This window comes from Amycolatopsis sp. cmx-11-12, assembly GCF_046269425.1.
Classification (GTDB): domain Bacteria; phylum Actinomycetota; class Actinomycetes; order Mycobacteriales; family Pseudonocardiaceae; genus Amycolatopsis.
The window spans coordinates 478788-497234 of the sequence record NZ_JADNQM010000001.1 but is presented as its reverse complement, the minus strand read 5'-3'; the positions used below and the strand labels follow the sequence as shown (position 1 = coordinate 497234).

15 protein-coding genes are annotated in these 18447 nt (G+C 67.7%); 3 read left to right on the top strand and 12 right to left on the bottom strand.

Translation table 11 applies throughout. The annotated features are described in order from the left end of the window. Window positions 1–559: 559 nt before the first annotated feature. The 10 genes from ACLARN_RS02360 to ACLARN_RS02315 all read right to left on the bottom strand — a co-directional run bounded on the left by ACLARN_RS02360 (window position 560) and on the right by ACLARN_RS02315 (window position 12183). Window positions 560–1246 (bottom strand): SDR family oxidoreductase, encoded by a 687-nt coding sequence (locus ACLARN_RS02360; protein ID WP_409489618.1) that lies wholly within the window; start codon window positions 1244–1246, stop codon window positions 560–562. 14 nt (window positions 1247–1260) lie between these two features. Further along, window positions 1261–2979 (bottom strand): hypothetical protein, encoded by a 1719-nt coding sequence (locus tag ACLARN_RS02355; RefSeq protein WP_409489617.1) that lies wholly within the window; start codon window positions 2977–2979, stop codon window positions 1261–1263. A gap of 53 nt (window positions 2980–3032) precedes the next feature. Continuing rightward, entirely contained in the window at window positions 3033–3650 is a 618-nt protein-coding gene (locus ACLARN_RS02350; protein WP_409489616.1) for a class I SAM-dependent DNA methyltransferase, read from the bottom strand. Window positions 3651–3707: 57 nt separating this feature from the next. Further along, window positions 3708–3968 (bottom strand): Txe/YoeB family addiction module toxin, encoded by a 261-nt coding sequence (locus ACLARN_RS02345; RefSeq protein ID WP_409489615.1) that lies wholly within the window; start codon window positions 3966–3968, stop codon window positions 3708–3710. Then, window positions 3965–4207, bottom strand: a complete 243-nt coding sequence (locus tag ACLARN_RS02340) for a type II toxin-antitoxin system Phd/YefM family antitoxin (protein WP_229907886.1) — start codon at window positions 4205–4207, stop codon at window positions 3965–3967. Before ACLARN_RS02340 ends, ACLARN_RS02345 begins: the two co-directional genes overlap by 4 nt. Window positions 4208–4300: 93 nt before the next feature. Then, window positions 4301–5908: an SdrD B-like domain-containing protein gene (locus tag ACLARN_RS02335; RefSeq protein WP_409489646.1), complete on the bottom strand. Its 1608-nt coding sequence runs from the start codon at window positions 5906–5908 to the stop codon at window positions 4301–4303. 153 nt (window positions 5909–6061) lie between these two features. Further along, window positions 6062–8161 (bottom strand): PhoX family protein, encoded by a 2100-nt coding sequence (locus tag ACLARN_RS02330; RefSeq protein ID WP_409489614.1) that lies wholly within the window; start codon window positions 8159–8161, stop codon window positions 6062–6064. Between the two features lie 216 nt (window positions 8162–8377). Continuing rightward, entirely contained in the window at window positions 8378–10420 is a 2043-nt protein-coding gene (locus tag ACLARN_RS02325; protein ID WP_409489613.1) for a PhoX family protein, read from the bottom strand. Between the two features lie 97 nt (window positions 10421–10517). Then, the gene (locus tag ACLARN_RS02320) at window positions 10518–11735 is read right to left on the bottom strand and encodes an MFS transporter (RefSeq protein ID WP_409489612.1); all 1218 of its coding nucleotides are present in this window, start codon (window positions 11733–11735) and stop codon (window positions 10518–10520) included. Then, a complete protein-coding gene (locus ACLARN_RS02315) occupies window positions 11725–12183 on the bottom strand; it encodes a MarR family winged helix-turn-helix transcriptional regulator (protein WP_409489611.1) in 459 nt (152 codons plus the stop codon). Before ACLARN_RS02315 ends, ACLARN_RS02320 begins: the two co-directional genes overlap by 11 nt. A 77-nt stretch (window positions 12184–12260) precedes the next feature. Here ACLARN_RS02315 and ACLARN_RS02310 point away from each other — a divergent pair, with 77 nt between their 5' ends. Beyond that, a complete protein-coding gene (locus ACLARN_RS02310) occupies window positions 12261–12908 on the top strand; it encodes an HAD family hydrolase (protein WP_409489610.1) in 648 nt (215 codons plus the stop codon). 137 nt (window positions 12909–13045) lie between these two features. On the opposite strand, the gene ACLARN_RS02305 is transcribed toward ACLARN_RS02310, so the two are convergent. Both ACLARN_RS02305 and ACLARN_RS02300 read right to left on the bottom strand, forming a co-directional pair. Continuing rightward, window positions 13046–14128 (bottom strand): inositol-3-phosphate synthase, encoded by a 1083-nt coding sequence (locus tag ACLARN_RS02305; RefSeq protein ID WP_409489609.1) that lies wholly within the window; start codon window positions 14126–14128, stop codon window positions 13046–13048. Window positions 14129–14192: 64 nt separating this feature from the next. After that, on the bottom strand, window positions 14193–14738 hold the full coding sequence (locus ACLARN_RS02300) for a PadR family transcriptional regulator (RefSeq protein WP_005168208.1): 546 nt from the start codon (window positions 14736–14738) through the stop codon (window positions 14193–14195). Between the two features lie 248 nt (window positions 14739–14986). Between ACLARN_RS02300 and ACLARN_RS02295 the strand changes: the two genes are divergently transcribed. Together ACLARN_RS02295 and ACLARN_RS02290 are read left to right on the top strand one after the other, a co-directional pair. Next, a complete protein-coding gene (locus ACLARN_RS02295; protein WP_076156714.1) occupies window positions 14987–15400 on the top strand; it encodes a DUF5318 domain-containing protein in 414 nt (137 codons plus the stop codon). A 526-nt stretch (window positions 15401–15926) separates the two neighbouring features. Further along, window positions 15927–18335, top strand: a complete 2409-nt coding sequence (locus ACLARN_RS02290) for a transglycosylase domain-containing protein (RefSeq protein ID WP_409489645.1) — start codon at window positions 15927–15929, stop codon at window positions 18333–18335. The last annotated feature ends 112 nt before the right edge of the window (window positions 18336–18447 follow it).

Below are 18447 nucleotides of genomic sequence, written 5' to 3'. Positions count from 1 at the left end.
GCCCAGCCAGCACCCGCTACGACACGCCACCAGTCATCACAATCCGTGCCCGAAGTGGACTGGAACAGCCTCCAGCACCCTCGCCTACCTGCGGAAATGCTAAGTAAGTGGCATTGGTCCCAGGGGGCGGCCCCACGGCCAGTCTATCGGGGGTTTGGGGGCGGGACCGGGGGAAAGTGCTGGTCGGGGTGGGGTTGTCCACAACGGTGCGGGGCTGTGGACAACTGGGCTGAGGTCTCGGTTGGTTGTCGGGAAGGCGTGTCCTGAAGGCCGCGGGGCTCGGGCCAATGCCGAGTTTGGGACGCTCAACGTCACCAATGAGGCATTGGGAGCGTTGAGTGCCACCAAAGCCACATTGGGGGCGCGAAGCACTCGGGGCGCACGGCAGCCAATGCCGAATTTGGGACGCTCAGCGCCACCAATGCGGCATTGGGAGCGTTGAATGCCACCAAAGCCACATCGGGGGCACGAAGCACTCGGAGCGCACGGCAGCCAATGCCGAATTTGGGACGCTCAGCGCCACCAATGCGGCATTGGGGACATCAGCAGCGAACGCGGGCTAGACCAGGCCTCGTGGGCGGAGGGTCACGTCCGTCGGGTGGGCGTCGGCGGTGGCGGAGACGGCGGCGAGGACGGCGGACGCGACGGATTCGGGGCGTAGGAAGCGGTCTGGCTCGTACGAGCCGCCTTCGTCGGCGACGATCGCCTGCTGCATCTCGGTGTCCGTACGGCCGGGGTAGATCGACGTCACCCGCAGCGTGGTTTCTTCGTCCCGCAACGCGTCGGCGAAGGCGCGGACGGCGAATTTGCTCGCCGCGTAGGGGCCCCAGCCCGGACGCGCGTTGTGCCCGGCACCCGAGTTGATCACGACGACGTGGCCCTTCGCGGCACGCAGCGCGGGCAGCAGCTGACGGGTCAGCGTGACGACCGCGAGGACGTTGACCTCGAAGTTCGCCCGCCAGTCGGCATCGGTGGCGGTTTCGACCGTGCCGAGCCGCGCGACGCCCGCCGAGTGCACCAGCACGTCCAGTTCGCCGAATTCGGCGGTCGCCGCTTCCAGTGTTTCGGCGTCGGTCAGCTCGACAGGCCACGCCCGGGCGCCGGGCAGGGTGGCGGCGAGTTCGCCGAGCGCGTCGGCGTCGCGGCCGCCGAGCAGCAACCGGTGCGTGGGAGCGAGCGCGCGGGCGACCGCCGCGCCGATGCCACGAGTGGCGCCGGTGACGAGAGCGAGGGGAAGATCAGCCATGCCCGCCACGCTAGTCACCCGCAGGCGACCGGCACCGACGCCACCCGCGGGAACCGCACGGAACCCCTGGTGAACGACCCGATGAGGTTGTCCGCGAACCGTCCAGCCGTCAGCGGATCCCGCACCGACGCGTCGATCGCGACGATCGCCGGGCAGCTGAGCGCCAGCCGCGCGGCGGCGACGTCTTCGGCGCGGACCGGGCCGCCCTCGGCGATCGGGAGCCGCGCCGAATTCGCCAGCTCCCAGACCGGCGGCAGCCATTTCTGGTGCCCGGTCCGGCCGTCGGGGAGCGACGTCGAATGCGCGGCGAACGGGTTGGCGAGACCGTAACCGTCACGCAGCCGCGTTTCGAGCGGGATCAGCAGGCCGAGGGCGCCCATACTGTCCGCGGCGACGGTCACGTACGGCCGGTCTGTCGGGTACGCGTACCAGCGTCGGGTCGAGTAGTCCTGGATCAGCACCGCAGGGCCCTCGACGGCGCGGATGGCGTCCAACGTCGCCGGCATCGACGGATAGTCGGCGTAGTCCTCGGCCAGGACCGGATGTTCGTGCCCGGTCGAGCGCGACCAGAACGCCCGCTCGTCGGTGATGCCGACGGCACGCGGCGCGGCGGAGTACGGCGGCCGCAGCGAGCCGGCGGCCACGGTCGCCCAGACGCCGACGACCAGGAGGACAACCGTCGTCGCTCTGGTCAGCGGCAGGGCCAGCACGGGCAGCAGCAGGCAGAACAGCGCCGGGAGCAGCATGCGCCCGTGCATGAAATCCCCGCCCACTCGGATCACGTACAGCGACAGCAGCACCGCGCCAGCGATCGGGACCGCGGTGAGCACCAGGAAAGTTTTGTCCACAGTGGACGTGAAAAGAGCGGCAGCGAGAACCAGTAGCGGGAGCCACAGCCAGTACGGCTGGACGAGATCGACCAGGTACGCCCAGCCACGAGCCCAGTTCGCCTCCGACGCTTCCTTGACCAACGCGGTGTTCGGCGTCAGCAGGCCGTAATAGCCCATCCGGAACACCTGATACGCCAACGGGAGCGCCGCCGCCACGGCCAAAAGGCCCAGCGCGCCACGACGTCCTGGCCGTGAAAGCACGAGCAACGCCATCAACGCGACGCCGCTGAAAAGCGCGAGATCCGGTCGCACCAACGGCCCCAACCCGGCGACCAGCGCGACCGGCCAGGTACGCGGTCCGTCCACTGTGGACATACAGCGGACGAGTAGCCACCAGGTTCCGCCCAGCCACAGGGTGATCAGGCCGGTCTCCAGACCGGACGTCGCGAAGTCGCGGAACGGCGGCAGCGCGCAGACCACCAGTGCCCCGGCGGGCGCGAGGCCGTGGAACGCCAGCGGCTGGTAGAGCCGCCGGGCGCCGTCCAGGCCGAAGAACAGCCCGGCGACCGAGAAGACCAGTCCGGTGACCACGGAGATCCACTCCAGGGGCACTCCCGGTAACAGGCCGAGAACGCTCAGTATCACTGTCCACAAGGGACTGGTGTTGGTCTCGACCCGCTCGCCGATGTTGAACACCGGACCGTTGCCCGCGAGGATCTGCCGGACCGTCCGCAACACGATCAGCCCGTCGTCGCTCATCCAGCGGCGGCGCCAGGCGAGGTCGGCGTAGGCCACCAGCACCAGGCCGAACCCGAACCACGTCCAGGTCGAGGGCCGCAGGAACCAGCCGCGCGAAGGCCACGCAGGCGTGTTTTCGCCCGTGGTCGTACTCGTTTGCGCCATGATCCCGCCCGACTCGGTTGCGTGCGCAGGAGATCAGGTCCGTGACCCGCGAGTCAAACCGTCTTGGCGAGTAAGCACGATTGCGGTCGCTTCCTCCCTTCCATGGCCAGGCGTGCGGTGACCTCGAACCCCGCCTCGCCGAGCAGGTCGACGACCCTCTCGGGCCGCAGCAAGTAGGCGTCGTAGGAGACCGGGTGGCCGTACGCCCTCTCCGGACTGAGGCGCTCGTCTCCGACGTGGAAACCGATCAGCAGATGCCCTCCGGGAACGAGCACGCGGCGGAACTCCGCGAACACCGCCGGAAGCACCTCCGGCGGCAGATGGAAGATCGACCACCAGGCGACGAGACCGCCCAGTTCACCGTCCGGGAGGTCGAGCGCGGTCATCGATCCGACGGAGAACCGCAGGTCAGGGTACTGACGCCGAGCGACGTCGATCATTTTCGGCGACAAGTCGACACCGGCGACGTCGAGTCCCAGTGCCGCCATGTGCGCGGTGACGTGCCCAGGTCCGCAGCCGACGTCGGCGACCGGACCGCGTACCTGTTCGGCGAACGCGGCCAGCATCGCTCGCCCGACAGGGTCCTGGCGGAAGAGCTGTTCGACCAAGACCGCGTAGTCCTCGGCGACAGTGTCGTAGGACTCGCGGGTGGCATCGAGGTGAGTGGTCACGGTGGGCGACGCTAGCGGCACCCACCGACAATTCAGGGCGCCGCGAGGTGACGTCCTCTACTTCCCGTAGTGGTAACGGCAGGCAGCGAACTTGATTTCGCCTTCAGCGACCTTATAGACGAGTCGATGTTCATCCGTGATCCGGCGAGACCAGTAACCCTGAAAGCCGTGCTTCAACGGTTCGGGCTTCCCGATACCTTCATTGCCGTTGCGCACGATGTCCTTGATGAGGTCATTGATGCGTTTGAGCACTTTCCGGTCCTGGGTCCGCCACCAGAGGTGGTCTTCCCAGGCGTTTTCGTCCCAGATCAGCTTCATTCAACGAGTTCGTGCTGTGTCCCGCCGCCCGACTCCAGTCGCTCGATCGCGGTGATCAGCCGCCGCGCGTTCTCCGGACTGCGGAGCAGGTACGCGGTTTCCTTGAGCGACTGATAGTCGTCCAAAGACACGATCACGACGGGCTCGTGCCCAGCGCGGGTGATCACAACCTCTTCGCGGTCGTTGACCACAGAGTCGAGTGTCTCGGCATACTTCGCACGAGACTCGGAGTAGCTCATGGTTTTCACTAGCACCCCCCTTCGACGTACAGATTATTGTACGTCTGGGGGTGGTGGGGGCAAGGGTGTCTGATAGGCCACGGGTCGCACTGCTCAGGGCTCGATCAGCCCGGCGTCCCTGGTCAGATCCTCCGGCGCGCCCAGTTTGGTCACCGGTGTGCACCCGGTCGCGGGGTCCGCCGCCGAATCCGTGCCGTTGTATTGCGCGGCGCCGGATCGGGTCAGCTGCCGGGCGCCGACGTCGAAGCAGACCTGGTACGAGCCCCAGCGCAGGCCCTCGAAGGCGTACCGGCCGTCCGGCCCGCTCACGGTCGAGCCGGCCTCCTTGCCGTTCGCGTCCTTCAAAGTCACCTTCACGTCCGGGACCCCGATCTCGTCCCGTGTCTGCAAACCGTCCTTGTCCTTGTCCAGCCAGACGAAATCGCCCAGTTTGCCCCTGGGCTCGACGAGACCCGCGGCGAGCGTCAGGTCCTGGCGTTTCCGGGGGCCGACCGTGGTGGTCGCGGTGCAGCCGGTCGCCGGATCGGCGTCGGAGTCCTTCGCGTCGTCACCCACGTCTTTCGAGGTGTAGCTGTAGCCCGGAAGTGCGCTGATGTCGAAGCAGACCTGGTAGATGCCGTCCTTCAGCTTGGCGAAGCGGTACTTGCCGCCGGCGTCGGTGGTGACGGTGCCCAGCGCCTTGCCCGAGGCGTCCTTCAGCGTCACCTTGACTCCGGCGACGCCCGGTTCGCCGGCGTCCTGCGACCCGTTCCGGTCGACGTCGTTCCAGGCGAACTCGCCGATCTCGTCGATCGCGGGTGGCGGGGTGACCTTGATGGTCGTGGTCGCGGTCTTCTTCGGCAGCGTGCCGCTGGAGACGGTCACGGTGCTGACGTGGCCGTTGTCGGCTTCGGTGACGTTCTTGTGGTCGCAGGTGACGGTGGCGGACTTGCCGCCGTCGAGACTCGCGATCGGGGCGGGCTTCACGTCGCAGTACGGGTCGTCGACCTTGATGTCGGCCAGCGTCGTGGTGCCGTCGTTGGTCACCGTGAACCGGTAGTTCGCGGTGGTGCCCGCTTCGATGGTGGCCGTGGCTCCCCAGGCACCGCTCGCCGGATCCCGCACCTCCGCCTTCGCCGCGAACGAGGCGACCTGGAGGTGGACGCAGTCCCACATGACCCAGTTGCGGTCGGTGGCGGCGAAGAACTTCACCGAGGTCGCCGACGCCGGGGCGGTCGACGGCGGGAAGTCCTGCCGCGCCAGTTTCCCGTCGGTCTCGACGGCGTGCGTGACCTTGAGCTTGTTCTCCAGTACGACCTTGTCCGACGCGTTATAGAAGCGCAGTCCTGTTTCCTGGACGGCGTCCGCGCGCCGGAGGTTGCCGTCTTTCGTGCCGGTCCAGTCGGTCAGCGTGTAGACGGCGCCGGGCACGAATTTCATCGCCGCGTAGGCGGTGCTGACCATCTTGTCGGGCGTCGCGATCAGGGCATACTTGCCGCCGTCCTGCTGGTAGCCGCCGGCAGTGGACAGCCGGGGCTGTTTGCTCTTCGGCGTGCCGGGCGGTACCGGGGCGGCCGGGTTGAACGAGTACCCGGCGGGTGGGCTGCCCTGCTCCACACTCGGGTTCGGCGCGACGCCACCGGTGCAGCCGGACGGAACGGCGGGTGACTGTGCCTGAGCGGGCGCGAAGCCCGAAATCAGTGCCAGCGTCCCTGCCGTCATCAAGACCAGTGCCCTTTTCACAGGGCCGAAGCTAGCCACCCCGTGGCCGTTCCGTAATCGCTGAACCGTGTCGACGATCGCCCCGATCAGGCAGAACCCAGAGTGATCGGGGTGCCGCCGCCGTCTTCCCACGGCGGCGGCGCCCCGCCTCCCCTATTTGACGCCGATGCGGCCGACCTGGCCCCAGCGGCCCTTCTTCCACACCGACACGATCGACGGCCGAGGCTGTGACGTGCCACCGTCCGGCCAGTGCGAGGTCGGGCTGCCGGAGTTGGCCGCGTCCTCACCGGGGTGCTGCACGGCGACGAGCACCAGGTGGTCGGTCACCACCGGACCGCAGCACTCCGCGCCGACCGGCACCGACAGGAACTGCTTGACGTGCCCGCGCTCCGGACCGTCGACCGGCACCGAGAACAGGCCGTCGTGGGAGCCGAGCGCGTTGCCGTCGGTGGAGATCCACAGGTTCCCGTGCCGGTCGAACGCGACGTTGTCCGGGCACGAGATCGGGCTGACCTGCTCCTTCGGGAAGCCGCCGAAGTAGGTGTCCGCGGTCTTCGGGTCACCGCAGACGAGCAGCAGGCGCCAGGAGAACTTCGTCGACGCGGCGTCCCCGCCGTTCTCCTCCCACTCCAGGATGTGCCCGTTGCGGTTGTTCGGCCGCGGGTTCGCCTCGTCGACGTCCGCCTTGCCCGCGGGGCCACGCTGGCTGTTGTTGGTCAGCGCCGCGTAGATCCGGCCGTTGACCGGGTTCGGCTCGATGTCCTCCGGACGGTCCATTTTGGTCGGCTGGACCTTGTCCGCCGCCTGCCGCGTGAAGACGTAGACCTCTTCGGCAGTGAAACCGTCCACAAAGGACTTATCGCCGGAAGCCAGCGGGATCCACTCGCCGACGCCGTCGAACTCGCCGTCCTTGGGGAGCTTTCCGGTGCCGTCGATCTCGCCGGGGCTGTCGCCGGTGAAGCGGCCGACGTACAGGATGCCGTCGTCGAGCAGGGCGGAGTTGTGCCGCCGCGCGTGCGCGCTCTTGCCCGGCTTGTACTTGCCCTTGGAGACGAACTTGTAGATGTACTCGAAGCGCTCGTCGTCACCGGAGTAGACGGCGACGCGGCCGTCCTTGGTGATCTTGATGTTCGCGGCCTCGTGCTTGAAGCGGCCGAGCGCGGTGTGCTTGATCGGCGCCGAGTTCGGGTCGTTCGGATCGATCTCGACGACCCAGCCGAACCGGTTGGCCTCGTTCGGCTCCTGCGCGAGGTCCCAGCGCTTGTCGTACCGCTCCCACTTACGGGTGCTCGCGGTACCGGAGAAGCCGTAGCGCTTCAGCCGCGCGGCCGCGACCGGGTCGGTGACCGACGCGGCGTTGGCGAAGTACTGGTTGACGTTCTCCTCGCCGGAAAGCACGGTGCCCCAAGGGGTCACGCCGCCGGCGCAGTTGTTCTGCGTGCCGAAGACCTTGCGGCCGGTCGGGTCCGCGGAGGTCTTGAGGTACTTCGAACCGGCGGCCGGGCCGCGCACCTCGAAGGCGGTGTTCAGCGTGATGCGGCGGTTGTACCGGCTCGGCGTGACGTGCAGCGCGCCGCCGACCGGGTCGCGGAAGGTCTGCACCACGGAGAGGCCGTGTGCCGCCCAGGCGATCTTGACCTGTTCCTCGGTCGGGTTGGCCGGGTCGTACTGGTCGGCCGGGAACATGTGGACCTCGGTGGTGTACTCGTGGTTCACCACCAGCAGGTTCCGGATGCCCAGCGGGTCCTGCGGGATCAGGCCGACGAAGTCGCAGTTGTAGCCGAACTGCTTCGCCTGCGCGGCCGCGGTCTGCTTCGCGAAGTCGAACTTCGGAGCGCCGAATTCGACGGCGTCACCCCAGCGGATGACGACGCGCTGGTCGTAACCCTCGGGGATGGTGACCGCGTCGAGCGTGTTCGGCGGCACCGCTTCGAAGTCGGTGCCCGGAATCGGCCGCCCCGGGCGGCCAGGCTTGCCGTGTCCCGCGGCGGCGACGTCGGCCGGTTCGGCAGCGGCGGCCGTGCCGGACAGCGCGGCGAAGCCACCCGCGGTGGCGGCCATCACCGCACTGGCCTTCAGCGCGCCGCGCCGGGACAGCACGTTCTTGACCATGTCGCCGAAGTACTCGTTGTCCGAGGTGTTGGGCTCGGGGTGGGCGCACGCGTTGCCGCAGCGGTACTCACAGGTGACCGCGGAGCGGCCGCCGGGATGGGAGGTGATCAACGGCAGGAGCCGCTGAGGCTCGAAGGACACAAGGCCTCCATGTTCGCGGTGGGTTCACGTAGTCCAGTCGGGGGGATCGCCGTGACGGTAAGCGACCAAAACGATCCAGTCCTGGACGGCAGATGAACAGCGCGCGAACGAGCGATGGCGCGCTGCCGGGACCGGCCGCGCGCCATCGACGGAAAGTACTGCTAGGACGTTGCTTACGACTAGTAGCGCGTCGCAACGTGCTTTAAGAGAACCAGCCTAAGAACCGATGTCGGACAGGCCGCGCCTGCCGGGTTTCCACACCGCCACCACCGACGGCCTTGGCTGGTTTTCGCCGCCGTCCGGCCAATGGGAGGCCGGTTTGTCGGCGTTCGCCCCGTCCACTTCACCCGGATGCTGGACACAGACTGTGACGATCTTCTCCTCGACGATCGGCCCACAGGTTTCCGCGCCACGCGGCACGGTGAGGAACAGCTTCAGCTCCCCGCGGTTGCGGCCCTCCAGCGGCACCGAGTACAGGCCGTCGTTGATGCCGAGCGCGCCCGCCGAATCGGTGGAGATCCAGAGGTTGCCGTGTTTGTCGAAGGCCACGTTGTCCGGGCTGGAGATCGGCGAGACCTGGTCCTTGGGGAATCCGGCGAAGTAGGTGTCCGGCGAGGCCGGGTCACCGCACACCAGGAACAGCCGCCAGCTGAACGTCAGCGCGAGCGCGTCGCCTCGGCGCTCCTCGAACTCCAGCACCTGACCGTGCTTGTTGTTCAGCCGCGGGTTGGGCTCGGTGGCACCTTCCTTGCCCGGCTTGCCGCGATCGACGTTGTTGCTCAGCGCGCAGTAGATCCGGCCGGTGCGCGGATGCGCCTGGATGTCCTCCGGGCGGTCCATCTTGGTGGCGCCCACCTTGTCGGCCGCCTCACGCGTGAACACGTACACCTCTTCGGCGGTCATTCCGTCCACAAAGGACTTCTTGCCCGAGGCCAGCGGGATCCACTCGCCGCTGCCGTCGAATTCGCCGTCACTGGGGAGTTTCCCGGTGCCGTCGATCTCGGCGGCCGGGCTGTCGCCGGTGAACCGGCCGACGTACAGCGTGCCGTCGTCGAGCAGGGTCATGTTGTGCCGCCGGGCATGTCCGCTGTCGCCCGGCTTCACGCGACCCTTGGAGATGAACTTGTAGATGTACTCGAACCGCTCGTCGTCCCCGGAGTAGGCGACCACGCGGCCGTCCTTGGCGATCCGGATGTTCGCCGTCTCGTGCTTGAACCGGCCCAGATGCGTGTGCTTGACCGGGGTGCTGTCCGGATCGTTCGGATCCAGTTCGATCACCCAGCCGAAGCGGTTGGCCTCGTTCGGTTCCCTGGCGATGTCCCAGCGCGCGTCGAACCGCTCCCACTTCCGGGTGGTCGCGGTGCCGTTGATGCCGTAGCGCGCGAGCCGTTTGCGCGCCACGGGATCGGTCACCGTGTCCGCGTTCCCGAAGTACTGGTTGATGTTCTCCTCGCCGGACAGGATCGTGCCCCACGGCGTGACGCCGCCGGCGCAGTTATTCATCGTGCCCAGTACGACCGTGCCGGTGGGATCGGCGGCGGTCTTGAGCAGGTCGCTGCCCGCCGCCGGACCGGTCACCTTGAACGGGGTGTGCAGGGTGATCCGCCGGTTGTAGCGGGACATCTTCGGCCGCAGGTGCCCGGTGTCGCGTCCGCGCGACACCTGGACGACGGTCAGCCCGTGGGCCGCCCAGGCGATCTTGACCTGTTCCGCGGTCGGGTTGTTCCGGTCGTAGCCGCGGAACATGAACTCTTCCGAGGTGTACTCGTGGTTCGTCACCAGGAGCGAAGAAAGCCCCGAATGGTCGAGCGGAAGCAGCGCGGCGAAGTCGCAGTTGTAGCCGAACTGCTTCGCCTGCGCCGCGGCGGTCTGGTGGTCGAAGTCGAACTCCGGCGCGCCCGGCAGCACCGCGTCACCCCAGCGGATGACGATGCCCTGCTGGTAGCCCTCGGGCACCACGACGGCGTCGAGCGTGTTCGGCTGGACCCGTTTGTAGTCGGTGCCGGGTGGCGGCTTCGGGCGTCCCCCGGGTGCGGCGGTGGCTGGCGCGGCGAGCGCGAGCGGCGTCCCGGCGGCCAGCGCGACGACGGCGGTCGCCTTGAGCGCGCCGCGGCGGCTCACCGCGCCGAGCACGTCGGCGAAGGTGGGGTTGTCCGAGGTGTTCGGCGCGTCGTGGAAGCACGCGTCGCCACAGCGGTAGGTACAGGTCACTGATGCCCGGCTTGGTGAGTGGCCGGCCAGCAACGGAAGGAACTTCACGGGACCTCCGGTCAGGCAGTTCGGGAGGTCGACGCTAAGGCACCGGACCAACGAGAGGAAACCCCTCGTTGGTCCGGCGTTCACCTTTTGTTCCGATTCACATCTCTTCGCCCACGAGGACCGCTTCGGCCGGAATCGTGTGCGGATCAGCGGACTTCTCACGAATCGTCAGCAGCGCGCCGGCGAGTACGCACAGGATCGCGGCGATCACGAACGGCGCCTGCTTGGCGCCGAACCACTCGGCAAGGTGACCGACGACGGTCGCGGCGACCGCACCACCGAGCCAGCGGCAGAAGTTGTATCCGGCGCTCGCGACCGGACGCGGGGCGTCGCTGATCGACATGGCCGTCCCGGTGAAGAGCGTGTTCAGCAGACCGGAGACCAGCCCCGACAGGATGATGCCGACGACCAACACCGGCTTGCTCGGGATCGCCATGATCAGCAGCAGTACGCCGTAGCCGAAGACGGCGACCACGGTCGCGTGCCGCTCGCCGAGCTTCGCGGCGAGTTTCGGCGCCAGCACCACGCCCGCGACGGCGACCGACAGGCCCCAGCCGCAGAAGATCAGGCCGACGGCGACGGCGCTCCACTCCAGTACGAACGGCGACCAGGCCAGCACCACGAAGAACGCGGCGGTGTAGAGCGCGGAACCGATCGAAGTGCGCAGGAGCCCGCCGTGCTTCAGTGCGCGGAACGGGTCGAGCAGGCGGACCTTCGGCCGCTTCACCTTGGCGTCACTGGTCAGGAAGATCGAGCACAGCACGAGACCGCACAGCATCAGCAGCGAAGTGCCGACGAACGGGCCACGCCACGAGATGCTGCCGAGCAGGGCGCCCAGCAGCGGACCGACCGCGAGACCGACCCCGAGCGCGGCTTCGTACAGCAGGATCGCGCCAGCCTGGCCGCCGGTCGCGGCGCCGACGATGACCGAAAGCGCGGTCGCGATGAAGAAGGCGTTGCCGAGACCCCAGATCGCGCGCAGCCCGATGAGCTGCTCGATCGACCCGGACGCGGCACACAGCGCGGTGGCGACGACGACCAGCGTCAGCCCGACGACCACGGTCCGCTTGGCCCCGAACCGGGCACTCATCGCGCCGGTCACCAGCATGGCGACCGCCTGGACGCCGAGATAGCTGGAGAACAGCAAGGTCACTTCGGACGGCGTCGCGTGCAGGCCTTCGGCGATCGACAGCAGGATCGGGTCGACCAGCCCGATCCCCATGAACGCGATGACCGCGGCGAACGCGGTGATCCATACCTGTTTGGACTGTCCTTTGAGGGCGTCCAGCAGGCTCGAGTGGGACTCAGCGCTCATCGCGGATCAGTTCCTCCTTCTTGTCTTCGTGCAGCAACCTGGCGAGGGCGGGGAGCGCGGCTTCGATCGCGTCGCGGTCGGTCTCGTCCAGTTCGATGAGCCGCTCGCGGAGGAATTCCTCCCTGGCGACGATCAACTGGCGATGGAAGCGCTGCCCCACCTCGGTGACCTCGACGAGCACGGCCCGGCCGTCGGCGGGATCCGGACGGCGACTGACCAGGCCTAGCCGTTCGAGACGGCGGACGACGTCGGTCATCGTCGGCATCCGGACCCGTTCGAGGTCGGCGAGCGTGCTCATCCGGCGGGGGCCGCCGTTCAGCAGCTCCGACAGCACCGACCCCTGGGTGAGGGTGAGCTGCACCTGCGGGGTCTCCCGGCGGACGAGGTAGTACAGCCGGAACACCAGCGGGCGGAGCCGGTGGGCGAGGTCGGCGACTTTCGAGGTCACTTAGTCATGCTAACTAAAATTACTGAGCATGGCTAAGTAATCTGCCGCACAAGTCTCCTCGGCCTAGGGTTGAGGGTGTGGAAGCGGTGATCTTCGATCTCGACGGTGTCCTGGTGGATTCGGAAAAGATGTGGGACGAGGTCCGGCGGGCGGTCGCCCACGAGTTCCACGGCACCTGGCGGGATGAGTCGACCAGGGCGATGCAGGGGATGAGCACCCCGGAATGGGCCGCCTACCTGGCACACGACCTGGGCGTTCAGCTCCGCCCGGCGGATGTCGCGCAGGTGGTGGTCGAGCGGATGGCGCGGCGGTACGCGGAGAAGCCGCCGATCATCCCCGGCGGGCCGGACGTCGTGCGCGAGGTCGCGAAGCACTGGCCGGTGGCGATCGCGAGTTCGTCGCCGCCGCTGCTGATCAAGGCGTTCCTGGACATCACGCGGCTGCCGGTGCCGACAGCGGTGTCCTCGGAGCAGGTCGGTGCTGGAAAACCGGCGCCCGACGTGTACTTGCGGGCGGCCGAGCTGCTGGGCGTGGAGCCGAAGAACTGCGCGGCCGTGGAGGACACGACGAACGGGCTGCGCGCGGCGCTGGCCGCGGGGATGACGGTGTACGCGGTGCCGAATCCGCACTTCCCGCCGGATCCTTCGGTGCTGGCGCAGACGACGGTGGTCTCGACGATCACGGATCTTCCGGCGGCCCTGGAGAGGGCTGAAGGGGCTTATTGAGGGAAGGGCAAGGGCGGCCCTGACGGCCGCACGCCACGTTCGCCTTACCCCTCAATAGCTCGCTTGAGATGCTATGAACGGCCCGTTACTTGCAAAATTTGCAAGTAACGGGCCGTTCATAGCGCGCTACAGGGGGCTTACGCCTCGCCCGCGATGAACTTCTCCACCTCGTCGCGAGCGGTGGCGTCGTCGTACTGTTCCGGCGGCGACTTCATGAAGTACGAGGAAGCCGAGAGGATCGGGCCGCCGATGCCGCGGTCCTTCGCGATCTTCGCGGCACGCACGGCGTCGATAATGATGCCCGCCGAGTTCGGCGAGTCCCACACCTCGAGCTTGTACTCCAGGTTCAGCGGCACGTCGCCGAAGGCGCGGCCCTCGAGCCGGACGTAGGCCCACTTGCGGTCGTCGAGCCACTGCACGTAGTCGGACGGTCCGATGTGGACGTTGCCCTTGCCGAGCTCGCGGTCGACCTGCGAAGTGACCGACTGGGTCTTCGAGATCTTCTTCGACTCGAGCCGCTCGAGCTCCTTCATGTTCAGGAAGTCCATGTTCCCGCCCACGTTGAGCTGCATGGTCCGGTCGAGCTGGACACCGCGGTCCTCGAACAGCTTCGCCAGCACGCGGTGCGTGATGGTGGCGCCGACCTGGGACTTGATGTCGTCACCGACGATCGGAACGCCGGCCGCGCGGAACTTCTCCGCCCACTCGGGGTCCGAGGCGATGAACACCGGCAGCGCGTTGACGAACGCCACACCGGCGTCGATGCACGCCTGCGCGTAGAACTTGTCGGCCTCTTCGGAGCCCACCGGGAGGTAGGAGACGAGCACGTCGACCTCGGCCTCGCGCAGGGCGGCGACGACGTCGACCGGGGTCTCGTCCGACTCCTCGATGGTCTCGCGGTAGAAGCGGCCGAGCCCGTCGTAGGTGTGACCGCGCTGCACGGTGACGCCCAGCGGCGGCACGTCGGCGATCTTGATGGTGTTGTTCTCGCTGGCGAAGATCGCCTCGGACAGATCGCGGCTGACCTTCTTGGCGTCCACGTCGAACGCGGCGACGAACTCGATGTCGCGGACGTGGTACTCGCCGAACTCGACGTGCATCAAACCGGGCACGCGGGTGCTGGGATCCGCGTCGCTGTAGTACTGAACGCCCTGGACCAACGAGGCCGCACAGTTGCCGACGCCCACGATGGCCACCCGAACGCGGCGGTTCTCGCCCATGCCGGTTTCTCCTTCAATTCGTCCAACAGTTGTAGGTAGTGCCCAGCGGGGCACGGAGAGCGCCTCAGGTCTCCGGTCCACGCTGCTCGGCCTGTTCGTGCGCGATCAGCTCGTTGAGCCAGCGCACCTCCCGCTCGCTGGACTCCAGCCCGAGCCGGTGCAGCTCGCGGGTGTAGCGGTCGATCTTCTCCTCGGCCCGCGCCATTGCCGTCCGAAGTCCTTCTCGGCGTTCCTCGACCCGACGACGACGGCCTTCCAGGATTCGCATCCTGACGTCGGCCGGTGTCCTCGAGAAGAACGCCAGGTGGACGCCGAAGCCTTCGTCGTCCCATGTCTGCGGGCCCGCGTCGCCGAGCAGTTCGGCGAACCGTTCCTTGCCCTCGGCGGTGAGCTTGTACACCCGCTTGCCCCGGCGTGCCCACGCCCGGTCTTCCACCTCTTCGAGCTCCTCGACGAGGTAACCGGCGCGGAGCAGCCGACGCAGGGTCGGGTACAGCGAGCCGTACGAGAACGTCCGGAACATCCCGAGCGTCTCATGCAAACGTTTGCGCAGCACGTAACCGTGCATGGGGGTTTCGTGCAGCAGCCCCAAGATCGCGAGCTCGAGCACACCGCACCCCCTTCCGGGAACAAACCGCGACCGATCACGTTGGCCACCGAGACCGGCTCGGTCAACCTACCGGCCCACTATATCGCGCCGATACATCGGAGTGGTGTAGCTAACCCCGATCGAGTTACCGGATAACCGGACGAAATTCACCGGAGAGTTATCGAATCGTCGGCGTGTCCGACTGTGCACGCACCGTTCCGCCGAGAACGGGGCGTGGACCACACAGCAAGAGCCCGTACTCTGTTGGCGTGCGAAACCAGCGGCAGGTCGTGGACTACGCCTTACAGCGGCGCGCGCTGCTCAAGGGCGTCCACTCCGGACGGGTCGGCACATACGACGTCTGCGACGCGGGTCCGTACCTCCTGCGGGCCGCGAAATTCCACGGACGACCTGGTGAGCAGGACTGCCCGGTCTGTCACCGGGAGGAACTGACCCTGGTGTCCTGGGTCTACGGCGACGAGCTCAAGCACGTCGCCGGATCCGCCAAGACGCCGGACGAACTGGTGCGGATGGACGGGCTCTTCGCGGAGTTCACCGTCTACGAGGTCGAGGTATGCCGGAGCTGTCACTGGAACCACCTGGTGCGGTCCTACGTCCTCGGAACGGGAGATCCTGGGACCACCAGGCCACGGACCCGGTCACAGAGGACAGCGGGTCAGTGACAGGTATCGAAAACGCAGTTGACCACAGAGCGGCGTCCCCCGAAGCGCCGGTCTGGGAGGCCCATTCGTGAACGACGACCGCAACCGCTCCTGGCCGGGTCAGGAGCCTGATGCACCTCGCCGTGCCCAATGGCCGGGCGAAGCCGACGATCCCGGCTGGCCGGGCGAGGAACCTCCGCGCCGCCCCCAGCGCCGGACACCCCCGAACGGCGCCCCCCGGGCGGCCGCGCCACGCTCGGCGGCCCCGCGCTCCGAAAACCCACGCTCCGCGGCCCCGCAATGGCCTGCCGGTGACGGTGGCGGTCCGGAGTGGCCGTCCGACGACGAACCGCGCCGTCCCGCGCCGCCGCGCCGCCCCAACGGCATGCCCCCGCGCAGGCAGGGGCCCCCGCCCCCGCCGCCGCCCGGTGGCCGTCCCGTCGGTGCCGGTGCCCAGCGTTCCCAGCAGGGCGCCGTCGGTCACCGCCCGCCGCCGCCTCCGCCCGGCGACCGGCGTCCTCCCGCGCCGGTCGATCAGGCGACCGCGCTGGTCCGCCCGGTCGAACCGGACCCGTACGAGCGCGAGCCGGACCTCATCACGCATCACGCGCACAACGGCACCGAAGACCCGTACGGCTACGACCCGTACGACGATCGCTATGACGATCGTCACGAAAGCGCGGCGCTGGGCGCCGAGGGTGACGACCAGTACGACGAAGAGCCCGCCGACGACGAAGACGACGACAAGAAAAAGGTCCTCACCCCGAAGCAGCGCAAGAAACGGCGCTGGCGCATCGTCCGCCGGGTGCTCTACGCGATGTTCGGCCTGTTCGTCGTGGTGCCGGCGATCGCGTTCGTCATCACCTACTTCCTGGTGGACGTCCCGTCGCAGGAAAGCATCGCGAGCCAGCAGAGTCAGCCGATCACGCTGATGTACGCCGACGGCAGCCCGATGGGCAAGATCGCGCCCGCCAGCGGCGGCAGCCGGTACCTGCTGAAGCCGGGCGATGTCCCGGACGCGGTCAAGAAGGCCGTGTACGCGGCCGAGGACTCGTCGTTCGAAACCAACTCCGGGTTCGACGTCGGCGGCATCCTGCGCGCGGTCTACAACAACGTCACCGGCGGCCAGGGCGGCGGTTCGACGATCTCCCAGCAGTACATCAAGAAGGCCACGGCCAACGAGGCTCCGACGCTCACCCGTAAATGGACCGAGCTGGCCAAATCCTTCAAGATGAACAACCAGATGTCCAAAGAGGAGATCATCACCGCCTACCTCAACACCATCTACTTCGGCCGCGGCGCGAACGGCATCGAAGCGGCCGCGCAGGCCTACTTCAAGAAGCCCGCCAAGGAGCTCGGCGCGTCCGAGGCCGCCTTGCTCGCCGGCCTGATCCAGGGCCCGAGCAAGTCCGAGAACGACGCGTACGCGCAGAGGCGCTGGAACTTCGTGATGGACCAGATGGTGGCGAACAAGTGGCTCGACCCGGGTCAGCGCGCCACCGCCGAGTTCCCGAAGCCGATTCCGAAGGCGCAGGCGAAGGCCGACGACGCCGGGACGCTGAGCCTGCACATCCGGAACCGGGTGATCGACGAACTCGAGGCCCGCGGCTACGACCAGGACCGGCTGCACCAGGGCGGTTTCAAGATCACCACGACGATCGACCCCAAGGCGCAGAAGATGGCCGAGGAGTCCGTCGCCGAGGGGATGAAGGGCCAGACCGACGAGAGCATCCTGAACGCGCTGGTCGCGGTCGATCCCAAAACGGGCGGCGTGGTCGCTTACTGGGGCGGCCCGGACTGGACGAAGAACGACCAGGGCCAGGACGTCCAGGCCCATGACTGGGCGAACGTCCCGCACAACCCGGGTTCCGCGTTCAAGGCCTTCGACCTCGCCGCGTTCCTCAAGATGGGCAAGGGCCTCGGCGAGACCTTCGACGGTTCCAACAACCGGAAGTTCGACGTCGGCAACGGCACCTACCGCACGATCCGGAACGCGGGCGAGAGTTCCAACTGTGGCTCCCAGTGCACGGTCGCCGAGGCGATGAAGGTCTCCGCGAACACCGTGTTCTACGACATGGTGATCAACAAGACCAAGGTCGACCCGGTGGCGAAGGCCGCGAAGGAAGCCGGCGTGCGGACGGAGGACGAGAACGGCAAGTCGGTTCTCTACCCCGACCTCAACATCGCGCTCGGCGGTGGCCGCACGGTCACCACGGCGGAGGACATGGCGGCCGGATTCGCCACCTTCGCCGGTGAAGGCGTCCGGCAGAAGCAGCACTTCGTCGCCAAGATGACCAACTCCCAGGACGAGGTCGAGTTCGACGAGACGACCCCCAAGGGCACTCCCGCCTTCAGTGACGACGCCGACAAGAGCAAGCAGATCGCCGGCAACGTCACGGACGCGCTCGAAGAGGTCATCCCGTACTCGAAGCTGAAGTGCCCCAAGGGTCAGGAATGCGCGGGCAAGACCGGGACGCAGCAGTACGACTTCAAGGACAGCGACCCGGCGAACTACCACGACCGCAACGCGCAGACCTGGATGGTGGGCTACACGCCGAGCATCTCGACCGCGGTGTGGGTCGGCGGCGACGGCAACAGGCCGCTGCACGACAAGAGCGGCAAACCGATCTACGGCCGGACCATCGCGGGCCCGATCTGGGAAGACTTCATGTCCCGGTATCTGACCGGCAAGCCTTCGGAGAAGTTCGACAGCGTCAAGCCGATCGGCAAGGACGCGCGCTACGTGCCACCGGCGACGACGGCCCAGAAACCGCCGGAGACGACGACGCCGCCGCCCGAGACGCCGTCGACCACGCCGACGCCGACGACTCCCACCGAGCCGACCGAGCCGACGGAAACCGGTGGCTGGCCGACGAAACCGACCAAGCCCACGAAGCCGACCAGGCCGGGGCCGGGGACTTCGGATCCGTTGTTCCCGAACGCCGAAGATCCGTGATGAACGGGCGAAGCGACTGAAGAAGGTGTGCTGGGCAGTGGCCCGGCACACCTTCTTTCGTCACACCGGTGAACCTGAACCGATCCGATACGTCTTAACTAGAAGGAGACCT